At 71.3% G+C, this 19,384-nt stretch carries 11 protein-coding genes and 1 tRNA gene; 10 read left to right on the top strand and 2 right to left on the bottom strand.

Features of this window, described 5'->3' with window-relative positions; translation table 11 throughout:
• The first annotated feature begins 66 nt into the window (after window positions 1-66).
• From topA to QRN89_RS19265, 10 genes are all read left to right on the top strand, one after another.
• The gene (gene topA / locus QRN89_RS19220) at window positions 67-2,913 is read left to right on the top strand and encodes a type I DNA topoisomerase (RefSeq protein WP_290350648.1); all 2,847 of its coding nucleotides are present in this window, start codon (window positions 67-69) and stop codon (window positions 2,911-2,913) included.
• A gap of 190 nt (window positions 2,914-3,103) precedes the next feature.
• Window positions 3,104-6,235, top strand: a complete 3,132-nt coding sequence (tmk, locus tag QRN89_RS19225) for a dTMP kinase (RefSeq protein ID WP_290350649.1) — start codon at window positions 3,104-3,106, stop codon at window positions 6,233-6,235.
• Between the two features lie 790 nt (window positions 6,236-7,025).
• Complete coding sequence (locus tag QRN89_RS19230; protein ID WP_290350650.1) at window positions 7,026-8,231, top strand: DNA polymerase III subunit delta'; 1,206 nt, start codon at window positions 7,026-7,028, stop codon at window positions 8,229-8,231.
• 90 nt (window positions 8,232-8,321) lie between these two features.
• A complete protein-coding gene (locus tag QRN89_RS19235) occupies window positions 8,322-9,884 on the top strand; it encodes an alpha/beta hydrolase (RefSeq protein ID WP_290350651.1) in 1,563 nt (520 codons plus the stop codon).
• A 140-nt stretch (window positions 9,885-10,024) separates the two neighbouring features.
• Window positions 10,025-10,098 (top strand) — tRNA-Thr (locus QRN89_RS19240).
• Window positions 10,099-10,879: 781 nt separating this feature from the next.
• On the top strand, window positions 10,880-15,571 hold the full coding sequence (locus QRN89_RS19245; protein ID WP_290350652.1) for an RHS repeat-associated core domain-containing protein: 4,692 nt from the start codon (window positions 10,880-10,882) through the stop codon (window positions 15,569-15,571).
• 18 nt (window positions 15,572-15,589) lie between these two features.
• A complete protein-coding gene (locus QRN89_RS19250) occupies window positions 15,590-16,078 on the top strand; it encodes a hypothetical protein (protein WP_290350653.1) in 489 nt (162 codons plus the stop codon).
• 388 nt (window positions 16,079-16,466) lie between these two features.
• A complete protein-coding gene (locus QRN89_RS19255; protein ID WP_290350654.1) occupies window positions 16,467-17,036 on the top strand; it encodes a DUF8825 domain-containing protein in 570 nt (189 codons plus the stop codon).
• Window positions 17,037-17,051: 15 nt separating this feature from the next.
• The gene (locus QRN89_RS19260; protein WP_290350655.1) at window positions 17,052-17,417 is read left to right on the top strand and encodes a DUF6233 domain-containing protein; all 366 of its coding nucleotides are present in this window, start codon (window positions 17,052-17,054) and stop codon (window positions 17,415-17,417) included.
• 133 nt (window positions 17,418-17,550) lie between these two features.
• The gene (locus QRN89_RS19265; RefSeq protein ID WP_093660987.1) at window positions 17,551-17,760 is read left to right on the top strand and encodes a hypothetical protein; all 210 of its coding nucleotides are present in this window, start codon (window positions 17,551-17,553) and stop codon (window positions 17,758-17,760) included.
• Window positions 17,761-17,785: 25 nt separating this feature from the next.
• Here the strand turns inward: QRN89_RS19265 and QRN89_RS19270 are convergent, their stop codons facing one another.
• Complete coding sequence (locus QRN89_RS19270; protein ID WP_290350656.1) at window positions 17,786-19,099, bottom strand: UDP-glucose dehydrogenase family protein; 1,314 nt, start codon at window positions 19,097-19,099, stop codon at window positions 17,786-17,788.
• Window positions 19,100-19,153: 54 nt separating this feature from the next.
• Window positions 19,154-19,384, bottom strand: coding sequence for a hypothetical protein (locus QRN89_RS19275; protein ID WP_290350657.1), 231 nt, complete (start codon window positions 19,382-19,384; stop codon window positions 19,154-19,156).

Below are 19,384 nucleotides of genomic sequence, written 5' to 3' on the forward strand. Positions count from 1 at the left end.
TACGGCCGTACGCCGTACGTTGTACGCCGTACGAGCCAACAGCGTCGACCGGAGAGAAGAGCGAAGTTGTCCCCGACCAGCGAGACCGCACAGGGCGGCCGCCGACTCGTCATCGTCGAGTCGCCTGCCAAGGCGAAGACGATCAAGGGCTACCTCGGCCCCGGCTATGTCGTCGAGGCGAGCGTCGGGCACATCCGTGACCTCCCGAACGGTGCCGCCGAGGTCCCCGAGAAGTACACCGGTGAGGTCCGGCGTCTCGGTGTGGACGTCGAGCACGACTTCCAGCCGATCTACGTCGTGAACGCCGACAAGAAGGCCCAGGTCAGAAAGCTCAAGGAGCAGCTGGCCGGATCGGACGAGCTCTACCTCGCCACCGATGAGGACCGCGAGGGCGAGGCCATCGCCTGGCACCTGCTGGAGGTCCTCAAGCCCAAGGTCCCGGTCAAGCGCATGGTGTTCCACGAGATCACCAAGTCCGCGATCCAGGAGGCCGTCGCCAACCCGCGCGAGCTCAACAAGCGCATGGTCGACGCCCAGGAGACCCGCCGCATCCTCGACCGTCTGTACGGCTACGAGGTCTCGCCGGTTCTCTGGAAGAAGGTCATGCCGCGGCTGTCCGCGGGCCGTGTCCAGTCCGTGGCCACCCGTCTCGTCGTCGAGCGCGAGCGCGAGCGCATCGCCTTCCGCTCCGCCGAGTACTGGGACCTGACCGGCACGTTCTCCACCGGCCGTGCCGGCGACGCCTCCGACCCCGCCGCCTTCACCGCCCGGCTGACGACCGTCGACGGCCGCCGTGTCGCCCAGGGCCGCGACTTCGGCCCGGACGGACGGCTGAAGTCCGACCAGGTGCTCCACCTCGACGAGGCGAACGCGCGCGCACTCAGGGCCGCGCTGGAGGGCGCCGCGTTCTCGGTCCGCTCGGTCGAGTCGAAGCCGTACCGCCGCTCGCCGTACGCCCCGTTCCGTACGACCACGCTCCAGCAGGAGGCCTCGCGCAAGCTCGGCTTCGGGGCGAAGGCGACGATGCAGATCGCGCAGAAGCTGTACGAGAACGGCTTCATCACCTATATGCGTACGGACTCGACCACGCTCTCCGACACCGCCGTCGCGGCGGCCCGGGCGCAGGTCACCCAGCTCTACGGCGGCGACTACCTGCCGGAGAAGCCGCGCACGTACGCCGGGAAGGTCAAGAACGCCCAGGAGGCGCACGAGGCGATCCGCCCGTCGGGCGACCGTTTCCGCACCCCGGCCGAGACCGGTCTGACCGGTGACCAGTTCCGTCTGTACGAGCTGATCTGGAAGCGGACCGTCGCCTCCCAGATGAAGGACGCGGTCGGCAACTCCGTCACCGTCCGGATCGGCGGGACCGGCTCCGACGGCCGGGACGCCGAGTTCTCGGCGTCCGGCAAGACGATCACGTTCCACGGGTTCATGAAGGCGTACGTCGAAGGCGCCGACGACCCGAACGCGGAGCTGGACGACCGCGAGCGCCGCCTGCCGCAGGTCGCCGAGGGCGACCGGCTCACCGCCGAGGAGATCACGGCGGACGGGCACGCCACCAAGCCCCCGGCCCGCTACACCGAGGCCAGCCTGGTCAAGGAGCTGGAAGAGCGCGAGATCGGCCGCCCGTCGACGTACGCGTCGATCATCGGCACCATCCTCGACCGCGGCTACGTCTTCAAGAAGGGCACGGCTCTCGTGCCGTCCTTCCTCTCCTTCGCCGTGGTCAACCTGCTGGAGAAGCACTTCGGCCGGCTCGTCGACTACGACTTCACGGCCAAGATGGAGGACGACCTCGACCGCATCGCGCGGGGCGAGGCCCAGGCGGTGCCGTGGCTGCGGCGCTTCTACTTCGGTGAGGGCACGGGGACCGGCGGGGCTGCCGAGGCCGGGAACGGCGACGGCGACCACCTCGGTGGGCTCAAGGAACTCGTCACCGACCTCGGTGCGATCGACGCCCGGGAGATCTCGTCCTTCCCGGTCGGCAGCGGCATCGTGCTGCGCGTCGGCCGCTACGGCCCGTACGTGGAGCGCGGTGAGAAGGACTCGGAGGGGCACCAGCGTGCCGACGTGCCCGCCGACCTCGCGCCGGACGAACTGACCGTCGAGCTCGCCGAGGAACTGCTGGCCAAGCCGAGCGGCGACTTCGAGCTGGGCAAGGACCCCGTGACCGGCCACGAGATCGTCGCGAAGGACGGCCGCTACGGGCCGTACGTCACCGAGATCCTGCCCGAGGGCACACCGAGGACCGGCAAGAACGCGGTGAAGCCGCGGACCGCCTCCCTCTTCAAGTCGATGGCCCTCGACACGGTGACCCTCGAGGACGCGCTCAGGCTGATGTCGCTGCCGCGCGTCGTCGGCAAGGACGCCGAGGGTGTCGAGATCACCGCGCAGAACGGCCGCTACGGCCCGTACCTGAAGAAGGGCACGGACTCGCGCTCCCTGGAGACCGAGGACCAGCTCTTCGCCATCACGCTGGACGAGGCGCTGGCGATCTACGCCCAGCCGAAGCAGCGTGGCCGCGCGGCCGCCAAGCCGCCGCTGAAGGAGCTCGGCACGGATCCGGTGAGCGAGCGTCCCGTCGTGGTGAAGGACGGTCGCTTCGGCCCGTACGTCACCGACGGCGAGACCAACGCGACCCTGCGGACCGGCGACAGCGTCGACACGATCACGCCCGAGCGCGGCTACGAACTGCTCGCGGAGAAGCGCGCCAAGGGCCCGGCGAAGAAGACCGCCAAGAAGGCCCCCGCGAAGAAGACCGCGGCGAAGAAGACCGCGGCGAAGACGACGGCCGCCAAGAAGACCGCGGCGAAGAAGACGACCACGGCGAAGACGGCCGCGAAGAAGACCACGGCCAAGAAGACGACGGCGAAGAAGACCGCGGCCGCGAAGACGTCGTCCTCCGACGAGTAGCGACGAGTAGCGACGAGTAACGACGAGTAAGGACGAGTGGCGCGGCGCACGCGACGCCGGCGTCACGAACGTCCGGCAGGGGCCCCCGTGGAGCACCACGGGGCGCCCCTCCGCCGTTTCACGGGCACTCGCCGCCCGTTTGTTCGGGCGGGGCCTCCGGGGAGCAATCTCCTCCGGATAGGCTGGGCGGATGACGCGAGCCGACCAGCCAACGGCCCAGAGCCCCACCTCTGAACCCGAAGCACGTGCCGCCGACGCACTGGCCGCGGACTCACGCGAGCGCGCCGTACGGTCGCTGCTGCGTGTACCCGCGCTGCGGCGGTTGTGGAGTGCGCAAGTCGTCGGCGGCATCGGTGACGCCCTCGCCCTCCTGGTGCTGATCCTCCTGGCCCTCCAGACGGCGGTCGCCGAGGGGGCCTTCGGCGGCGGGTACCGGGGCGCCGCCTTCGCCGTCGCCGCCGTCTTCGGCGTGCGCATACTCGCCACCTTCCTCTTCGGGGCCGTACTCCTCGGCCCGCTCACCGCGCTGACCGCACCCGGCGGCCCCCTGGACCGCCGCTGGACGATGATCGGCGCCGACGGCCTCCGCATCGCCCTGCTCGTCATCGCCCCGCTGTGGATCGACTGGACCCCGGACAGCGCCGTGGCGTACGTCCTCGCCACGGTCTTCGTCGTCGGCGTCGCCGAACGCTTCTGGACGGTCGCCAGGGAGAGCGCCGCTCCCGCGCTGCTGCCCGCGCCGCCGCTGGAGGGCGCGGCCGTGCGCCCGCTGCCCGACCAGCAGGACGCCCTGCGGAGGCTGTCCCTCCGAACCTCCTTCGCGGTCATCCCGGCCGGCGCCGCCGCACTGCTCGTGGCGACGCTCGTCGGCAATCTGCTCGGCACCGGTGTCGAGTGGTTCTCGGTGCACCAGGCCGCGCTCGGTTCGTACGTGGCGGCGGGCCTCTTCGCCGCTTCGCTGTCCGTCCTCGCCGCGGTCGAACTCCCGGACACCCAGACCCCGCGCCCCCGTTCCCCGCTGGAGGGCCTGCGCCGCCCGTCCACGGGAAGCGGCCTCGACAAGGGCCGTACGGGCGCCGTCCCGCTGCTGGTCCTGGCCTGCGCCGCGATCGCCGGGGCCATCGCCTCCGCCGCCGCCGTGTCCGTCCTGCACGCCCGCGACCTGGGCGGCGGGCCGGTCGCCTTCGCGCTGCTCGTCCTCGCCCTGACCGGCGGCACCGTCCTCGGCGTCCGGGGCGCCCCCAGCGTGCTGCCGGCGCTGTCCCGCCGCAGGCTGCTCCCGCTGGTCATCGCCGTCAGCGGCGTGGCACTGCTGGCGATGGGACTCGTCCCGGACACGGCGACGGTGCTGTTCCTCGCGGTCCTCGCGGGCGGTTCGGCCGGCGTCGCCGCGCACACCGGGCACGCGCTGATCGACCTGGAGACCGAGGAGTTCCGGCGGCCGCGGGTCACCGAGCATCTGCAGGCAGTCGTCCGGGTCGCCATCGGACTCGGTGCCGTCGGCGCCCCGCTGCTCGCCGCCGCCATCGGTCCGCACCGCCTGGCCAGCGGCGACTTCGTCTTCGCCCACGGCGGTGCCGCCTTCACCCTGATGCTGGTCGGCGCCCTGCTGCTGCCCGTCGCGGTGATCGTCCTCGCCAGGACCGACGACCGGTCCGGCGTGCCGCTGCGCCGCGACCTCGCCGACGCGGTCCGCCGCGGCGCGGACCCGGCCCAGGCACCCGCGGCCACCGGCTTCTTCATCGCCGTCGAGGGCGGCGACGGAGCCGGCAAGTCCACCCAGGTCGAGGCACTCGCGGAGTGGATCCGCGCCAAGGGGCACGAGGTCGTCGTCACCCGCGAACCCGGCGCCACCCCCGTCGGCAAGCGGCTGCGCTCCATCCTGCTCGACGTCTCGTCGGCCGGGCTGTCCAACCGTGCCGAGGCCCTCCTGTACGCTGCCGACCGCGCCGAGCACGTCGACACCGTCGTCCGCCCGGCACTCGGGCGCGGAGCCATCGTCATCTCCGACCGCTACATCGACTCGTCCGTGGCCTACCAGGGTGCGGGCCGCGACCTCTCCCCGACCGAGATCGCCCGGATCTCGCGCTGGGCGACGGACGGGCTGGTACCTCATCTGACCGTGCTGCTCGACGTCTCCCCGGAGACCGCGCGCGAACGCTTCACTGAGGCACCGGACCGGCTGGAGTCCGAGCCGGCGGAGTTCCATCGCCGGGTACGGGCCGGGTTCCTCACCCTGGCCGCCGCCGACCCCGGCCGCTATCTCGTCGTGGACGCGGGGCAGGAACCCGAGGCCGTCGCCACGGTCGTACGGCACCGGCTCGACCAGATGCTCCCGCTCTCCGAGGCCGAGGTGAAGGCCCGGGAGGAGGCGCGGAAGGCCGCCGAGGAAGAGGCCCGCCGCAGGGCCGAGGAAGAGGCCGCCCGCAGGGCCGAGGAGGAGCGCCTGGAGCGCGAGCGCCAGGAGCAGCTCGCCAGGCTGCGCGCCGAGGAGGAGGAGCGCAAGCGCCGCGAGCTGGAGGAAGCGCGCCGGCAGGAGGCCGAACGGCAGGCGGAGGAGGCCAGGCAGCGGGCCGAGGAGGCGCGACGGCTGGCCGAGGAGGAGCGGCGCCGCCGCGAGGCGGAGGAGAAGACCCGCCGGGAGGAGGCCGAACGCCGTCGCCGGCAGGCCGAGGAGGAGGCCCGGCTGCGGGCCGAGGCCGAGGAGCGCCGTCGCGAGAAGCAACGCAAGGCCGAGGAGGCCCTGCTGCGTGCGGAGGAGGCACGCCGGGCCGCGGAGGCGGCCGCGGCCGCGGCGCAGCCCTCGGCCGCCGAGACGACGGTGCCCACTCCCGTGGTGGGGTCCAACGACGTGACGCAGACGGTCGAGACGCCGCGTCCGCCCGTCGACATGACGAAGGAGGACGCGGAGACGACGGTCCTTCCCCAGGTGCCGCAGCCTCCCGAGGGGTCCACGCACAGCACGCAGGGCATGGCACCGGGGGCCGCGACGGCCCCCGGGGGCGCGGCGGACGAGACCGCGGTGCTGCCGCCGGTGCGGGATGACCGCCCGGGGGCCGTGGGTGCCGACGACACCGCGGTGCTGCCGCCCGTGCGGGGTGAGAGCCCTGCGGACCGCGTGCCGCCGGGCCTCTTCCGTGACGAGCCGTCCGCCCACGCGGAGGAGGAGCGCACACGCGAGCTTCCCCAGGTCGACGAGGAGGGACGACCGCGCCGCCGCTCCGACTGGGCGGAGGAGACCCCGCTCGACGACCTGCCGACCCTGGCGGACGAACTACTGGGACCGCACGACGACGAGGACGGCGGGCGCCGGAGGCGCTGACCCGGTCCGCGGAGCCCGGCCCGGTCCGTCCCGACCTGGCGTGTCCCACCTGGCGTGTCCCGGCCTGGCATGTCCCGGCCTGGCCCGGTCGGGCGGGGGTGGCGTGGCCGGGGTCGTCCGAGGACGCAGGAGGACGATGAGCACCCCGGCCCGACGCAGGAGGGTTCCGCTCACCCTCGGATCGTTCCGAAAGGCGGCCCTCCGCTCGGCGAGCCCTCTCGGGGTGCTCGGAGAGCGAGCCTCCGCCTCGCCATCGCACGAGGGGTCCCTCCCCTTCGGATCGTACGGAAGGCGGCTCTCCGCCTGGCGAGCCCTCAGCGGCTTTCGGGGAAGCGCGCCTCCGCCCCGTGATCGGACGAGGGCGACCCTCCGCCTCGCGGTGGCGGGCACGGGCGGTGCGAGGCCGGGACCTCGGGCTGCGGTGCCTCGGCGCGAACCCGGCCGAGGCCGATCCGTGCCGGTCGGATGCGAGGACACCGCCCGGTCGGATGCGAGGACACCGCCCGGTCGGATGCGAGGACACCGCCCGGTCGGATGCGAGGACACCGCCCGGTCGGATGCGAGGACACCGCCCGGTCGGCTACGAGGACTTCGCCCGGCCGGACCGCGGGCGGGCGTCGGCGGGCATGCGAGGACGACGGGACGCCGGTTGTCCACAGGCGGTGAGGGGTGTCCGACCCCTGCCCCACAATGGGAGCCGGTGCAGGACCTCGGACCTCGGACCTCGGACCTCGCAGCGCGCAGTTCACAGCTCACATCTCGTACGACGTCGGAAGGCGGTGGCGGCAGCATGGCCGTGTGGGACGACCTGGTCGGCCAGGAGCGTGTCCAGGAGCAGCTGGCCGCCGCCGCGCGCGACGCCGACGCGCTCGTCACGGCGGAGGCGGCGGGGGAGGAGCCTCCGGCCGCGTCGAGGATGACGCATGCCTGGCTCTTCACCGGCCCGCCCGGTTCGGGCCGTTCCACCGCGGCCCGCGCCTTCGCCGCCGCCCTGCAGTGCACCAGCCCCGACCGGGCGCTGGGCGGTGCCCCGGGTTGCGGCTTCTGCGACGGCTGCCACACCAGCCTGGTCGGCACACATGCCGACGTGGAGGTGGTCCGGACCGACATGCTGTCCATCGGCGTGAAGGAGACCCGTGACCTCGTCCGCCGCGCCCAGCTGTCGCCCGCGGTCGGCCGCTGGCAGGTGATCGTCCTCGAGGACGCGGACCGCCTCACCGAGGGCGCGGGCAACGTCCTCCTGAAGGCCGTGGAGGAGCCCGCCCCCCGCACGGTCTGGCTGCTGTGCGCGCCCTCCCTGGAGGACGTGCTGCCCACGATCCGCTCCCGTTGCCGTCACCTCTCGCTCGGTACGCCGTCCGTCGACGCCGTCGCCGACGTGCTGATGAGACGGGACGGCATCGAGCCGGAGGCCGCCGCGTCCGCCGCCCGGGCGACGCAGGGGCACATCGGTCGCGCCCGCCGGCTCGCCACGGACGCGGCGGCCCGCGCCCGCCGCGCGACCGTGCTGAAGCTCCCGCTGAGGGTGGAGGACGTCGGCGGCTGTCTGAGGGCCGCGCAGGAGCTGATCGACGCGGCCGCGGAGGACGCCAGGCAGGTCTCGGAGGAGATCGACGCCAAGGAGGCGGAGGAGCTCAAGGCGGCCCTCGGTGCCGTGGCGGGCGGCCGGATGCCACGGGGCACGGCGGGGGCGATGAAGGAGCTGGAGGACAACCAGAAGCGCCGGCGCACCCGCACCCAGCGCGACAGCCTCGATCTCGCGCTCACCGACCTCACGGGCTTCTACCGGGACGTGCTCGCGCTGCAGCTCGGTTCGAAGGTCGCCCTCGCCAACGAGGACGTGCGGGACGCGCTCGACCGGGTCGCGCGCAGCTCCAGCCCGGAGGGGACCCTGCGCCGGATGGAGGCGGTCCTCGCCTGCCGCGAGGCCCTGGACACGAACGTGGCGCCGCTGCTGGCGGTGGAGGCGATGACCATGGCGCTGCGCACCGGGTGAACCTCCCCGCCTGCCGCAGCTCCTTGAGGGCGAATCACCTATACGGGTGCAAAGGGGCATGATCCGGCTTGGTGCCTATAGGCTCCCAGGATGGACACCAGGCAGTTCCTCAGGACCTCCGCCATCGCGTTCACCACAGCCCTGGGGCTGCTCGTCTCCGGCTGCAGCGGCAGCAGTCCGGCCTCGAAGGCGTCCGAACCCTCGGGATCGGTGCCGGGAGCGGCAGCGCCCTCCCCGGTGTCGACCGCGGCGCTGAAGCCGTACTACAACCAGAAGCTGGACTGGCGTAACTGCGGCGCCCCCGGCTTCCAGTGCGCCACGCTCAAGGCCCCGCTCGACTACGCCGAGCCCGACGGGCCGTCGGTCAAGCTGGCCGTCGCCCGGGTGAAGGCCACCGGACCGGGCAAGCGGATCGGCTCGCTCCAGGTGAACCCGGGTGGGCCGGGCGGCTCGGCCGTCGGCTACCTCCAGGCGTACGCGGGGGTCGGCTATCCGGCGCCGGTGCGGGCCCGGTACGACATGGTGGCCATCGACCCGCGCGGAGTGGCCCGCAGCGAGCCCGTCAAATGCCTCGACGGCAAGGAGATGGACGCCTACACGCAGAGCGACCAGACGCCCGACGACGCGGCCGAGGTCGACAAGCTGAGCACCGCCTTCAAGGGCTTTGCGGCAGGTTGCAAGGAGCGCTCGTCCAGCGTGCTTCCGCATGTCTCGACGGTCGAGGCGGCCCGGGACATGGACATCTTCCGGTCCGCGTTGGGTGACGAGAAGCTCTCGTACGTCGGGGCCTCCTACGGCACGTTCCTCGGCGCGACCTACGCCGAGCTCTTCCCGGAGCGGACCGGCCGGCTGGTGCTCGACGGGGCGATGGACCCGTCCCTCCCGGCCCGTCAGATGAACCGCGACCAGACCGAGGGCTTCGAGACGGCCTTCAAGTCCTTCGCCGCCGACTGCACCAAGCGTGCGGACTGTCCGCTCGGGACGAAGTCGACCGCGGACGCCGCGGCCCGGATGAAGGCGTTCTTCGCCAGGCTGGACACCCGTCCGGTGTCCACGGGTGAGAGCCGCGAACTCACCGAGTCGCTGGCCACCACGGGTGTCATCGCCGCGATGTACGACGAGGGTGCCTGGCCGCAGCTCCGCGACGGACTCGCCGAGGCCATGAAGGGCGACGGCGCGGGACTGCTGGCCCTCTCCGACAGCTACTACGAACGCGAGAGCGACGGTACGTACTCCAACCTGATGTCCGCCTACTCCGCAGTCAGCTGCCTCGACCTGCCGCCCGCCTTCACCACTCCCGACCAGGTCACGGCCTCCGCCGGCGACTTCGAGAAGGCGTCCCCCGTCTTCGGCAGGAACTTCGCCTGGGCCTCCCTGAGCTGCGCCTACTGGCCGACGCCCGCCACCGGTTCCCCGCACCGCATCGAGGCCGAGGGTGCCGCGCCGATCCTGGTCGTGGGCACCACCCGCGACCCGGCCACCCCCTACAAGTGGGCGCAGGCCCTCGCGGGCCAGCTCGCCTCGGGGACCCTGCTGACGTACGACGGCGACGGTCACACGGCGTACGGCCGTGGCAGCGCCTGCGTGGACACGGCGATCAACAAGTACCTGCTCACCGGGACTCCGCCGGCGGACGGCACGCGCTGCCGCTGACTGAAGGCCCGCTCCTCCCCCCTGACCGGCCCGGACCGCGTGATCGCCAGGCTGGTCAGGGGCACCCCCGATTAACCTGTAGACTTAGCGCCGCTGCTGATGCGAACCTGCTCCTGCCGGAACAGTCATATCCGCAGCTTGCCGCCTTAGCTCAGTTGGCCAGAGCAACGCACTCGTAATGCGTAGGTCTCGGGTTCGAATCCCGAAGGCGGCTCACCTGAGACCCCAGGTCGGATCCATTCCGACCTGGGGTTTTCTCGTTCAGCGGACGCGGCGGCGGGAGCGGGCCGCGCGGCTGTCGTGGGTCTCGGTTCGGGTCTCAGTGGGGCCCGGATCGGACGCCGGAGGAGCACCAGCCGCGATGATCTTGCGAGCCCTCGTCATGCGTGGGTCTCCGGTTCGAATCCCGAGGGCGGCTCTCCTGGAAACCCAGGTCACATGGATGGTGAACTGGGGTTTTGTGTTGCTCGGGGCGCGGCGGGATGCCCAGCCGGAGTGACGGAAGTGCCTGAGCGATGCGTGAGCGGGGACGCCCTCGGTGCCGGGGTGGCCACGCTCGTCGCAGACGGAAGCTACGTCGTTGTGAAGTTCAAGATCCTTCTCGCAACGCCGCCGGCCGTGGAAACGAGGAGCCGGAGCCGTCGCGGCAGACGAGCACCGGGGCGCACTCCCTACCGCTGCTCGGCAGCGAGCTCGTGCACCCGGCGTTCCGGAAGCTTGAGTACCGCCGCATCGCCGGGGGTGTACTCGTGCACCTGACGTCAGGGGACCAGCTCGGTCGTGGCCTCGGTGGCGCTCTCGCCGACGCCCGCGGATCAGGCCCCCCTGGCGCCGACCGCAACTCGCGCTCCGCGACCGAGGCGAATCCCTGCAGTGGAAGTGGTAGCCGGCGCGTGCCGGGAGGGTCAGGGAACCGGCTGCGCCCGACGGGACGTCACATGCGAAAGTGATCATAGGATTTAGTGCTTGCGGGTGGGAGCGGGGGCTGTTGCGTCGTGGGGTACACGATTCCCGAGGGCGTCGACACGATGCTCGATGTCGTCGGTGTGGGCTGGCCGAACGTGGACGAGGACGCCTACCGCGATATGGCGGACTCGCTGCGGGAGTTCGCGGACGACGCCGACGACGACGCGGGTACCGCGTACGGGCACGTCCAGAAACTGCTCTCCAGCGGGCAGAGCGAGTCGCTGACCGCCCTGGACAGACACTGGTCGAAGGTGCAGGCCAAGCACAAGGACCTGGCCAAGGCCGCCCGGATCGTCGCGGGCGCACTCGACCGCGTGGCGGACATCATCGTCGCCCGCAAGATCGCCGCGGTTGGTGAACTGGCGGACCTGTGCGCCACGGTGGGCCTCACTCTCGCATTGGCACCCGTGACGGCCGGTCTGTCCACCCTGCTGGCAGGCGCCAAGATCGCGGCAACCCGCATCGCCTTCAAGCGGATCCTGAAGGAGATGGCCGAGGCGGCCGTCGCCGAGATCGTCGCGACGCTCACCGCGCCGGCGGTCGCCGCGATCGAGAACATCGTCGCCGACCTCGCCATCCAGACCGCGCTCAACGCCGCCGGGGTCCAAGAGGGTTACAACACCGACCAGACGGTGCAGGCCGGCAAGGACGGGCTGCAGATCAACTCCGCCGGCGGCACGACCGGCCCCGGACCCGGCGGTGGCCCGGAGATCGACCACGACGCGCACGGCAAGGCCGGCATGCATCTGGCCAGCGTGCAGATCTCCATGAAGACCCGGGCGGGCGGCAAACTGGGCAAGGCCAAGGGCCACCACGGCCGCGCCAAGGGCAAGGACTCCCTGACCGCCGTTCTCGATACCACCATCGAAGGTGTCACCGAGAAACTCACCAAGGCGCTCAACGACCTTGGCGACCACGTCGGCAAGAAGATCCCCGACGCCATCACCAAGGGCTCCAAGACCCACAAGGACACCGACGGCGACGTCCGCGACCGCGTCAAGGCCATCGCGGCGAAGGACGGCAAGGACGAAGGCGGTCTCGACGGCCGGAGAGGAAGGTCCGAGGAGGGCCGCCGTCGCCCGAAGCCGCTGCGAGAGGCGGGGGAACGGGCCCGCGAACTTGCGGCTTCGCTGTTCAAGCGGCGGTGCAAGACCGACCCCGTGGACGTCGCGTCGGGCGAGATGGTTCTCACCCAGACCGACGTCTCGCTTCCGGGGGTGCTGCCGCTGGTGCTTCAGCGCACGCACATCTCGAGTTACCGGTTCGGGCACTGTTTCGGAGCCAGTTGGACCTCCACTCTGGACGAACGCGTGGAACCGGCCGGCACGGGCGCAGCCTGGGCGCGCGAGGACGGCTCGGTCCTGTTCTACCCCTACCTGCCGGCAGAGGAGGGCGAGGAGGTCCTCCCTCTGGAGGGGGACCGGGTGCCGCTCGCCTTCGTCGAACGTACGGCGCTGGGCAACGTCACGTACGAAGCCCTGGACCGGCATTCGGGCCTCTCGCGGCGGTTCACCGGCAACCCGTACGAGGGGGGTGGCCTGTACTGGCTGTCCGAAGTGGAGGACCGCAACGGCAACGTCCTCCGAATAGCGCGCACCGAGAACGGGCTGCCGACGATGGTGGTGCACGAGGGCGGGTATCGGCTCGCCGTGTCGTCGGATGCCTCACTGGGACGGATCACCGGTCTCTGTCTGCACACGCCCGACGGGCCGGTCGAGGTCGCGGCGTTCGGATACGACGATCGGGGACGGCTGGAAGCCGTACGGAACTTCTCCGGGGACCCGCTGCTGTTCACTTATGACGACGAGCAGCGCGTGACGTCGTGGACCGACCGAAACGGCCACACCTACCGTTACCTCTACGACGCCGCCGGCCGTGTCGTGCAGACCATCGGTCCCGACGGCGCGCTGTCCTCCCGCTTCTCCTACGACGACACCGCGCGCATCACCCGCTTCACCGACTCCACCGGAGCGGTCACCGTCTCCCGGCTCAACGCGTCCGGACAGGTGATCTCTGAAACGGATCCCCTGGGAAACACCGTCCTGCGCGAATGGGACCGGTACGACAACCTGCTGTCCCGGACCGACGAGCTGGGCAACACGGCCGAGTTCACCTGGGACGAGCGCGGGAATCTGACGTCGATTCGACGCCCTGACGGCACCGTCGCCTCCACCGTCTACAACGACTTCGACCTGCCCGAAGAAACGACCCATCCCAACGGTGCGGTATGGCGGCAGCGGTTCGACGGCCGTGGCAACCGCATCTCCCTCACGGCTCCCGACGGCACGTCCTCCTCCTACCGCCTCGACGCCCAGGGTGCCGTCGTCGAGGAGACAGACCCCACCGGCGCGGTCCGGCGGATCGAGCACGACCGTGTCGGCGTCGCTCTCGCAGTCACCGACCCTCTCGGACGGCGCTCTTCGGTCGTACGGGACGCCTTCGGCCGCCCCGTGCGCACGACCGACCCGAGCGGAGCCGTCACCGTCATGGAATGGCGGGCCGAGGGCTGGCTCTCCCGCCGTGTCCACCCTGACGGTACGGAGGAGTCCTGGACCTGGGACGCCGAAGGCAACTGCCTTTCGCACACCGACCCCCGGGGTGACACAACGCGGTTCGAGTACACCCACTTCGACCTTCTCTCCGCTCGCACCGGAGCGGACGGAGCACGCTACGAGTTCGCGTACGACACCGAGTTGCGGCTCACCGAGGTGCGCAACCCTCAGGGCCTCACCTGGACGTACGTCTACGACGCGGCCGGCAACACCGTTTCCGAGACCGACTTCGACGGCCGGACCGCCACCTATGCGTACGACGCGGCCGGCCGCATCGTGCTGCACACGACGCCGCAGGGCGACAAGATCCGCACCGCGTACGACGTGTGCGGCCGGGTCGTGTCCAAGGACGTGGCCGGCAGGACCACGCGCTACACGTACGACGCCGACGGAGAGCTCCTGAGTGCAGCCTCGCCCACCTCGACCGTGGTGTGGGAACGGGACGCGCTGGGCCGCGTCGTGACGGAGACCGTCGACGGGCGGACCATGCGGTTCCAGTACGACGCCGCAGGGCGAACCGTGCGGCGGACGACTCCTTCGGGAGCCGTGTCGGAGTCCGTCTACGACGCCGTGGGCAACCGCACCGCCCTGCGCGGCGGCAGCCACACCCTGGCGTTCACCCATGACCCCTGCGGCCGGGAACTGACCCGCACCATCGGCCGAGACGCCCCCGCGCTGACGCTCACATCGGCCTGGGACGCGGCCGGACGGCTGGCCTCGCACGTGCTCTCCACGCCCGAGGAGACGGTACGCGCGCGTTCCTTCGCATATCGAGCGGACGGCTTTCTCGAGCGGATCACCGACGAGGTCAGGCGCACGAGCACGCACTTCGCACTCGACACCGTGGGACGCCCGGTCCGGGTGACGGCGGAGAACTGGACCGAGACCTACGCATACGACGCGGCAGGCAACCAGACCGAGGGGACGTGGCCCGACGCCGCTCGCCGGACCGGAGCCCGTGGCACGCGCACCTTCGAGGGCACGCGGCTGCTGGCCGCCGGAAACGTGCGCTGCGAGTACGACGCCGCAGGCCGTACCGTGCTGCGCCGGCGGACCCGCCTGTCACGCAAGCCCGACACCTGGCACTACACCTGGGACGCGGAGAGTCGGCTGGTCGCCTGCCGCACCCCCGACGGGGCGCTGTGGCGGTACACCTACGATCCGCTCGGCAGGCGTACCGCCAAGCACCGCATGTCCGACGACGGCAGCACCGTGCTTCACTCCGTGCTCTTCACCTGGGACGGAACCCGGCTTGTCGAGCAGACCGACACCGCCAACGACACCACGCTCACCTGGGACTACAACGGGCGCGTGCCGCTGGCTCAGCGAGAGCGCCGAACCCGTCGGGACGGCGTTCCGGGGGAGGGTGCGGAGACTGATTCCCGATTCTTCGCGATCGTCACCGACCTGATCGGCGCCCCGAGCGAACTCGTCGACGAGCAGGGCCACGTCGGATGGCATGCCCGAACCACCGTGTGGGGCAGCACGCTGTGGAACCGGGACGCCGTGGCATACACACCGTTGCGGTTTCCGGGCCAGTACGACGACCCGGAGACCGGGCTCTACTACAACTGCTTCCGCTACTACGACCCCACCACCGCGCGTTATGCCAGCCCCGACCCGCTCGGGCTCGCAGCCGCGCCGAACCCGGTCGCCTACGTCAGCAACCCGCACGCCTGGATGGACCCCGAAGGCCTGAAGATCGCCAAGGGCTGCACCGAGTCAGGCGGCTGGTACAGCGGGATGACACCCGCCAACCTCAAGGACGACGACGGCAACCGGCGCACGGACGTCGACATGGAGATCAACCACATCCCGGCGAAGAATGCCTACGCCCATCTGGACGAGCCCGGATTCCGGACGAACGCGGACGGTGGCGGCGCCGGAATGGGGCCGGCCATCAGAATGGAGTACGACGATCATCGTAAGATGACGAGCACGGGATCGAGCCACAAATCAATCAAGTGGCGCGCCGATCAGAGAGCGCTGATCGATGCGGGGCGCTGGGACAAGGCGATGAAGATGGACATCGACGAATGCCGCCGCAAGTTCGGCACCAAGTACGACACGCACATCGCCGACATGATCGCCAGTCTTGAAAAGAACCGGAAATTCCAGGCGATGCTCAAGAAGCGCGGCTGGACGATCGACTACGACATTCTCAAGTAGAGCGCAGAAGGAGCACTTGTGGACATTGTTCTGGACCCGCCTCGCGGCGCCGGGCCCGTACGGCTGGGAATGTCCCTCGATGAAGCGGTCGCAGCGGTGTCCCCGTGGGGGCCCCACGAGGTCGAGCAGGATGACGACGAGAAGACGATCTACACCTCCTGCGGCAACGTGCGCGTCAACATCCTGCTGGAGGAGTCGGGCGAGGCAGTCACCGCAGTCGAGTTGTGGTGGCCGGGTGAGGGACGGGAGGCGGACGTGCGGGTCCTTCTCGGCGACGACGACGTCTTCAACACCCCCGCCGAGGACCTGTTCCGTCGGGCGGTCGAGCGCGGCTGGACCGTCGACACGTCCGAGGCCGAGCACCCCTTCGTCCCCGGTGTCTCCCTCGGCTTCACCCGGCAGACAACCCAAGAGGTGCCCCGCACCGCACAAGGGCTTCCGGTCCACGTCACCTCGGTCCTGGTCGCGGGCGAGCACTACTACGACTTCCGCCTGGTTGATCGTTGACCTGGACGATGCGTGTCCTGCGGGAGACGGGCCGGTTCGTGACAGGTCGGGTCCGGCGTCACGCCGATCAAAGGCGTATCTCCCTGATCAGCGGAGACGGGGTGCGGTGCACGGTGCGGCACCTCACGGGGTGATCTTGCCGGCCTCGTCATGCGTGGCTCTCGGGTTCGCATCCCGAAGCCGCCGCCGCTCAGCCCGGCTCGGACATGTCCGAGCCGGGCCCTTTTGTTCGGCAGGAGGTTCCGAGGGTGCCGCGTCGGATGGTCCCGGCCATGGTCGCCACTCCTGTGCCGCCGTCCCCTCGCCGCCCGCGGGGGGTGCGCGACGCGGACGACATCACCCGGTCGGCCCTCCCGCCAGATATTCGAACAGGCGTATCATTCTGGCTGTGGCCGATGACGACTTCCCCGACGATCTTCGCGACGCCCAGCTGCGCCTTCACCAGGCCCGGTCCGCGTACCGCGCGCTGTGCCGGGAGCTGCCGTGGTCGGTCGAGCCCGCCGAAGGGTGGACGGGGGAAGAGGGGCACTACTCCAGCTACCGTCGCGAGTTCCCGGAGAGCCCGGGGTGGAGCGAGGAGCAGAGGGCCGAGGAGGCCCGGCTGCGCGAGCTCGTGCTGACGCTGTCGATCGACGTGTCGACCCACCCGTACTGGGCGGCTCTCACCGGGCCGGACGTGGTGAAGGCCCGCATGGCGCTCAAGCACGCAGAGCCTGTCGGGGCCGAGAACGTCGGGGCTGCGCCCGCCCAGGCCGACGACACGGTTGCGGCGAGCGGTTCCGGCGGGGACGGCTCCGGTGGCGACGGTTACGGGCGCGAAGCCCGCGGGCGCGAGGCCGGCGGGGACGGCTCCGGGCACGGGTCCGGCGGAAACGGCTCGGGAAGGGACGGCACCGCGCAGGATGCGGCAGGGGACGGTTCCGGCGGGGCGCCGCCGACCAGCTCCGCCGCGGCGTGATCGGGGCAGGGGGCCATGTCCGACCTGTCGCGCTCCGAGCGCATCAGGCTCAACGAGGGCCTGCGCGACTGGCTCGCCTACCAGTTGAGGCAGACCGAGCGCATCCTCGACGAGCTGAAGCGTGAGGAGGAGGAAGACCGCAGGCGCCGTGAGGTGGCCCGGATCGAGCTGTCGTGGAAGCTGCAGCCCGCCCGAGTGGAGGGCGCCCAGCCCATGCTGCACCGGGGGAACTGCGGGCTGTACCGAACGCAGCTCGGCTACCTGGACAAGGAGCACGTCGTCATCGCCCTGGAGGAGTTCCCGGAGCTGGTGATGTGCGAGGTGTGCGCGCCGTGGGGCAGCCTCGGCGTCCCCCGGCCGCCCGGGCAGCCGGGGAGGTAGACGCACGGCGCGTCGGGCCGAGCGTCCGGCCGAGCGTTTCGCGCCCGGCGGCCCGGCGCGTCGTCCCGGGCCCCGTGCGTACCGCCGCCCGCGACCGGCTGCGATCACGACGCGCGCGGCGCACCCTGGATGCATGGCTCCGCCGATCGTCGTGCACCGGCCGTCCCCGTCCGGCGGGCGGCGGGTCACCGTGCGCGGGGAGATCCTCGGTCTCGCGCACGACGACAAGGACGTGATCGAGTTCCTCCGCCGGGCGGGTCTCCCGGACGCCTGGGACCTCCTCGACGACCCGAACTGGGTCGAGTGGCGGGGCGGTCAGGCGCACCAGTGGCATGCCGCCTGACGCGGGCGGCCGGTGACCCGGTTCCTCAGTGGGGGCGCCTTGTGGCCCGCCCGACGCCCATGTGGGTGAAGCCCGCGGAGAGGAGGGCGGCGGGGTCGAGCAGGTTGCGGCCGTCAAGGAGCAGCGGGTTCCGCATCACGCGGGCAGCGGTCGGCCAGTCGACGTCCGTCAGCTCGGGCCACTCGGTGACCAGGATCGCCGCGTCCGCGTCGGTCATCGCGCCGAGGGGGTCCGGCAGCCGGGTGGCCGAGCCCCAGGGTTCCTGCCCGCCGTCGGTGTACGGGGCCATCGGGTCCCAGCAGGTGACCGTGGCGCCCTCGGCGAGGAGGCGGGAGGCGATGATCGCGCTGGGGGCCTCGCGCATGTCGTCCGTGCCGGGCTTGAACGTCATGCCCAGCAGCGCGATCCGGCGGCCCTTCAGGCCGTCTAGCTCGGTCTTCAGCCGCTGGATGGCCCGCCTGGGCTGGAGCTCGTTCACCTCGATGACCGCGTTCAGCAGCTGGAAGGGGTAGCCGGAGTTGCTGGCCATCGCCCGCAGCGCGCGGGAGTCCTTCGGGAAGCACGAACCGCCGTAGCCGAGACCCGCCTTCAGGAAGTGGGGTCCCAGACGGTGGTCCAGGCCCACGGCACGGGACACGTGCCCGATGTCGGCGCCGGTGGCCTCGCAGACGGTCGCGATCTCGTTGATGAAGGTGATCCGTGTGGCGAGCAGGGCGTTGGAGGCCAGCTTGACCATCTCGGCCGAGGCGACGTCCATCAGCTCGACCGGCGAGTCCAGCCGCTGGTAGAGGTCCGCGACCCACCGCGCGACGGTGTCGTCCGAGGCGCCGATCACCACGCGGTCGGGGCACAGGAAGTCCTCGACCGCCCTGCCCTCCGCGGTGAACTCGGGGTTCGAGGCGTATCCCACGTGGCCGAGCCCCCGCTCGTCGAGGGCGGCCCGCACCCGCGCACCCGTGCCGACCGGCACCGTGCTCTTGACGACGACGGCGACCAGGTGCGAGGCGTCGCGCAGGGCGTCCACGACCGCCCAGACGCGTGACAGGTCGGCGTCGCCCGAGGCGGTGGGCGGGGTGTCGACGCAGACGAAGGCCACTTCGGCGTCGCGTACCGCCTCGTGCACGTCCAGCGTGAAGGCCAGCCGCTCCTTGTTGCGGGTGATCAGGTCGCCGAGGCCCGGCTCGAAGAAGGGCACTTCGCCGGAGTTCAGCAACCCGATCCGCTCGGGTCGGATGTCACGCACGACGACACGGTGACCCAGCTCCGCGAAGCACGCTCCCGTCACCAGGCCGATGTAGCCCGCGCCGAAGACAGCGATTCTGCGGGACGCGCCAGTCATCAATGGATTCCTTTTCTCGTTCTCGTGGGACGCCGTCCGCTCCCGGGGACGGGTTCAGGCGCGGCGCCCCTGGTTCCTCGGATGGTTGCGGGCGGTGCGCTCGTTGCCGAACTTGTACGAGCCGGTCCAGCGCGCCATCACCTCCTGGGCGTCGCCGGACTCCACCTCCTCGGCGAACTGCGCGGCGCGGTCGCCGCGCAGGGTCGCGGCCTTGCGGCGGCGGTGAGTGATGACGATGGTTCCGTCGGCGCGGGCTTCGTAGCTGAAGCCGGAAGGGCTCGGCAT

Source organism: Streptomyces sp. HUAS CB01 (assembly GCF_030406905.1).
In the GTDB taxonomy this organism is placed as follows: domain Bacteria; phylum Actinomycetota; class Actinomycetes; order Streptomycetales; family Streptomycetaceae; genus Streptomyces; species Streptomyces chengbuensis.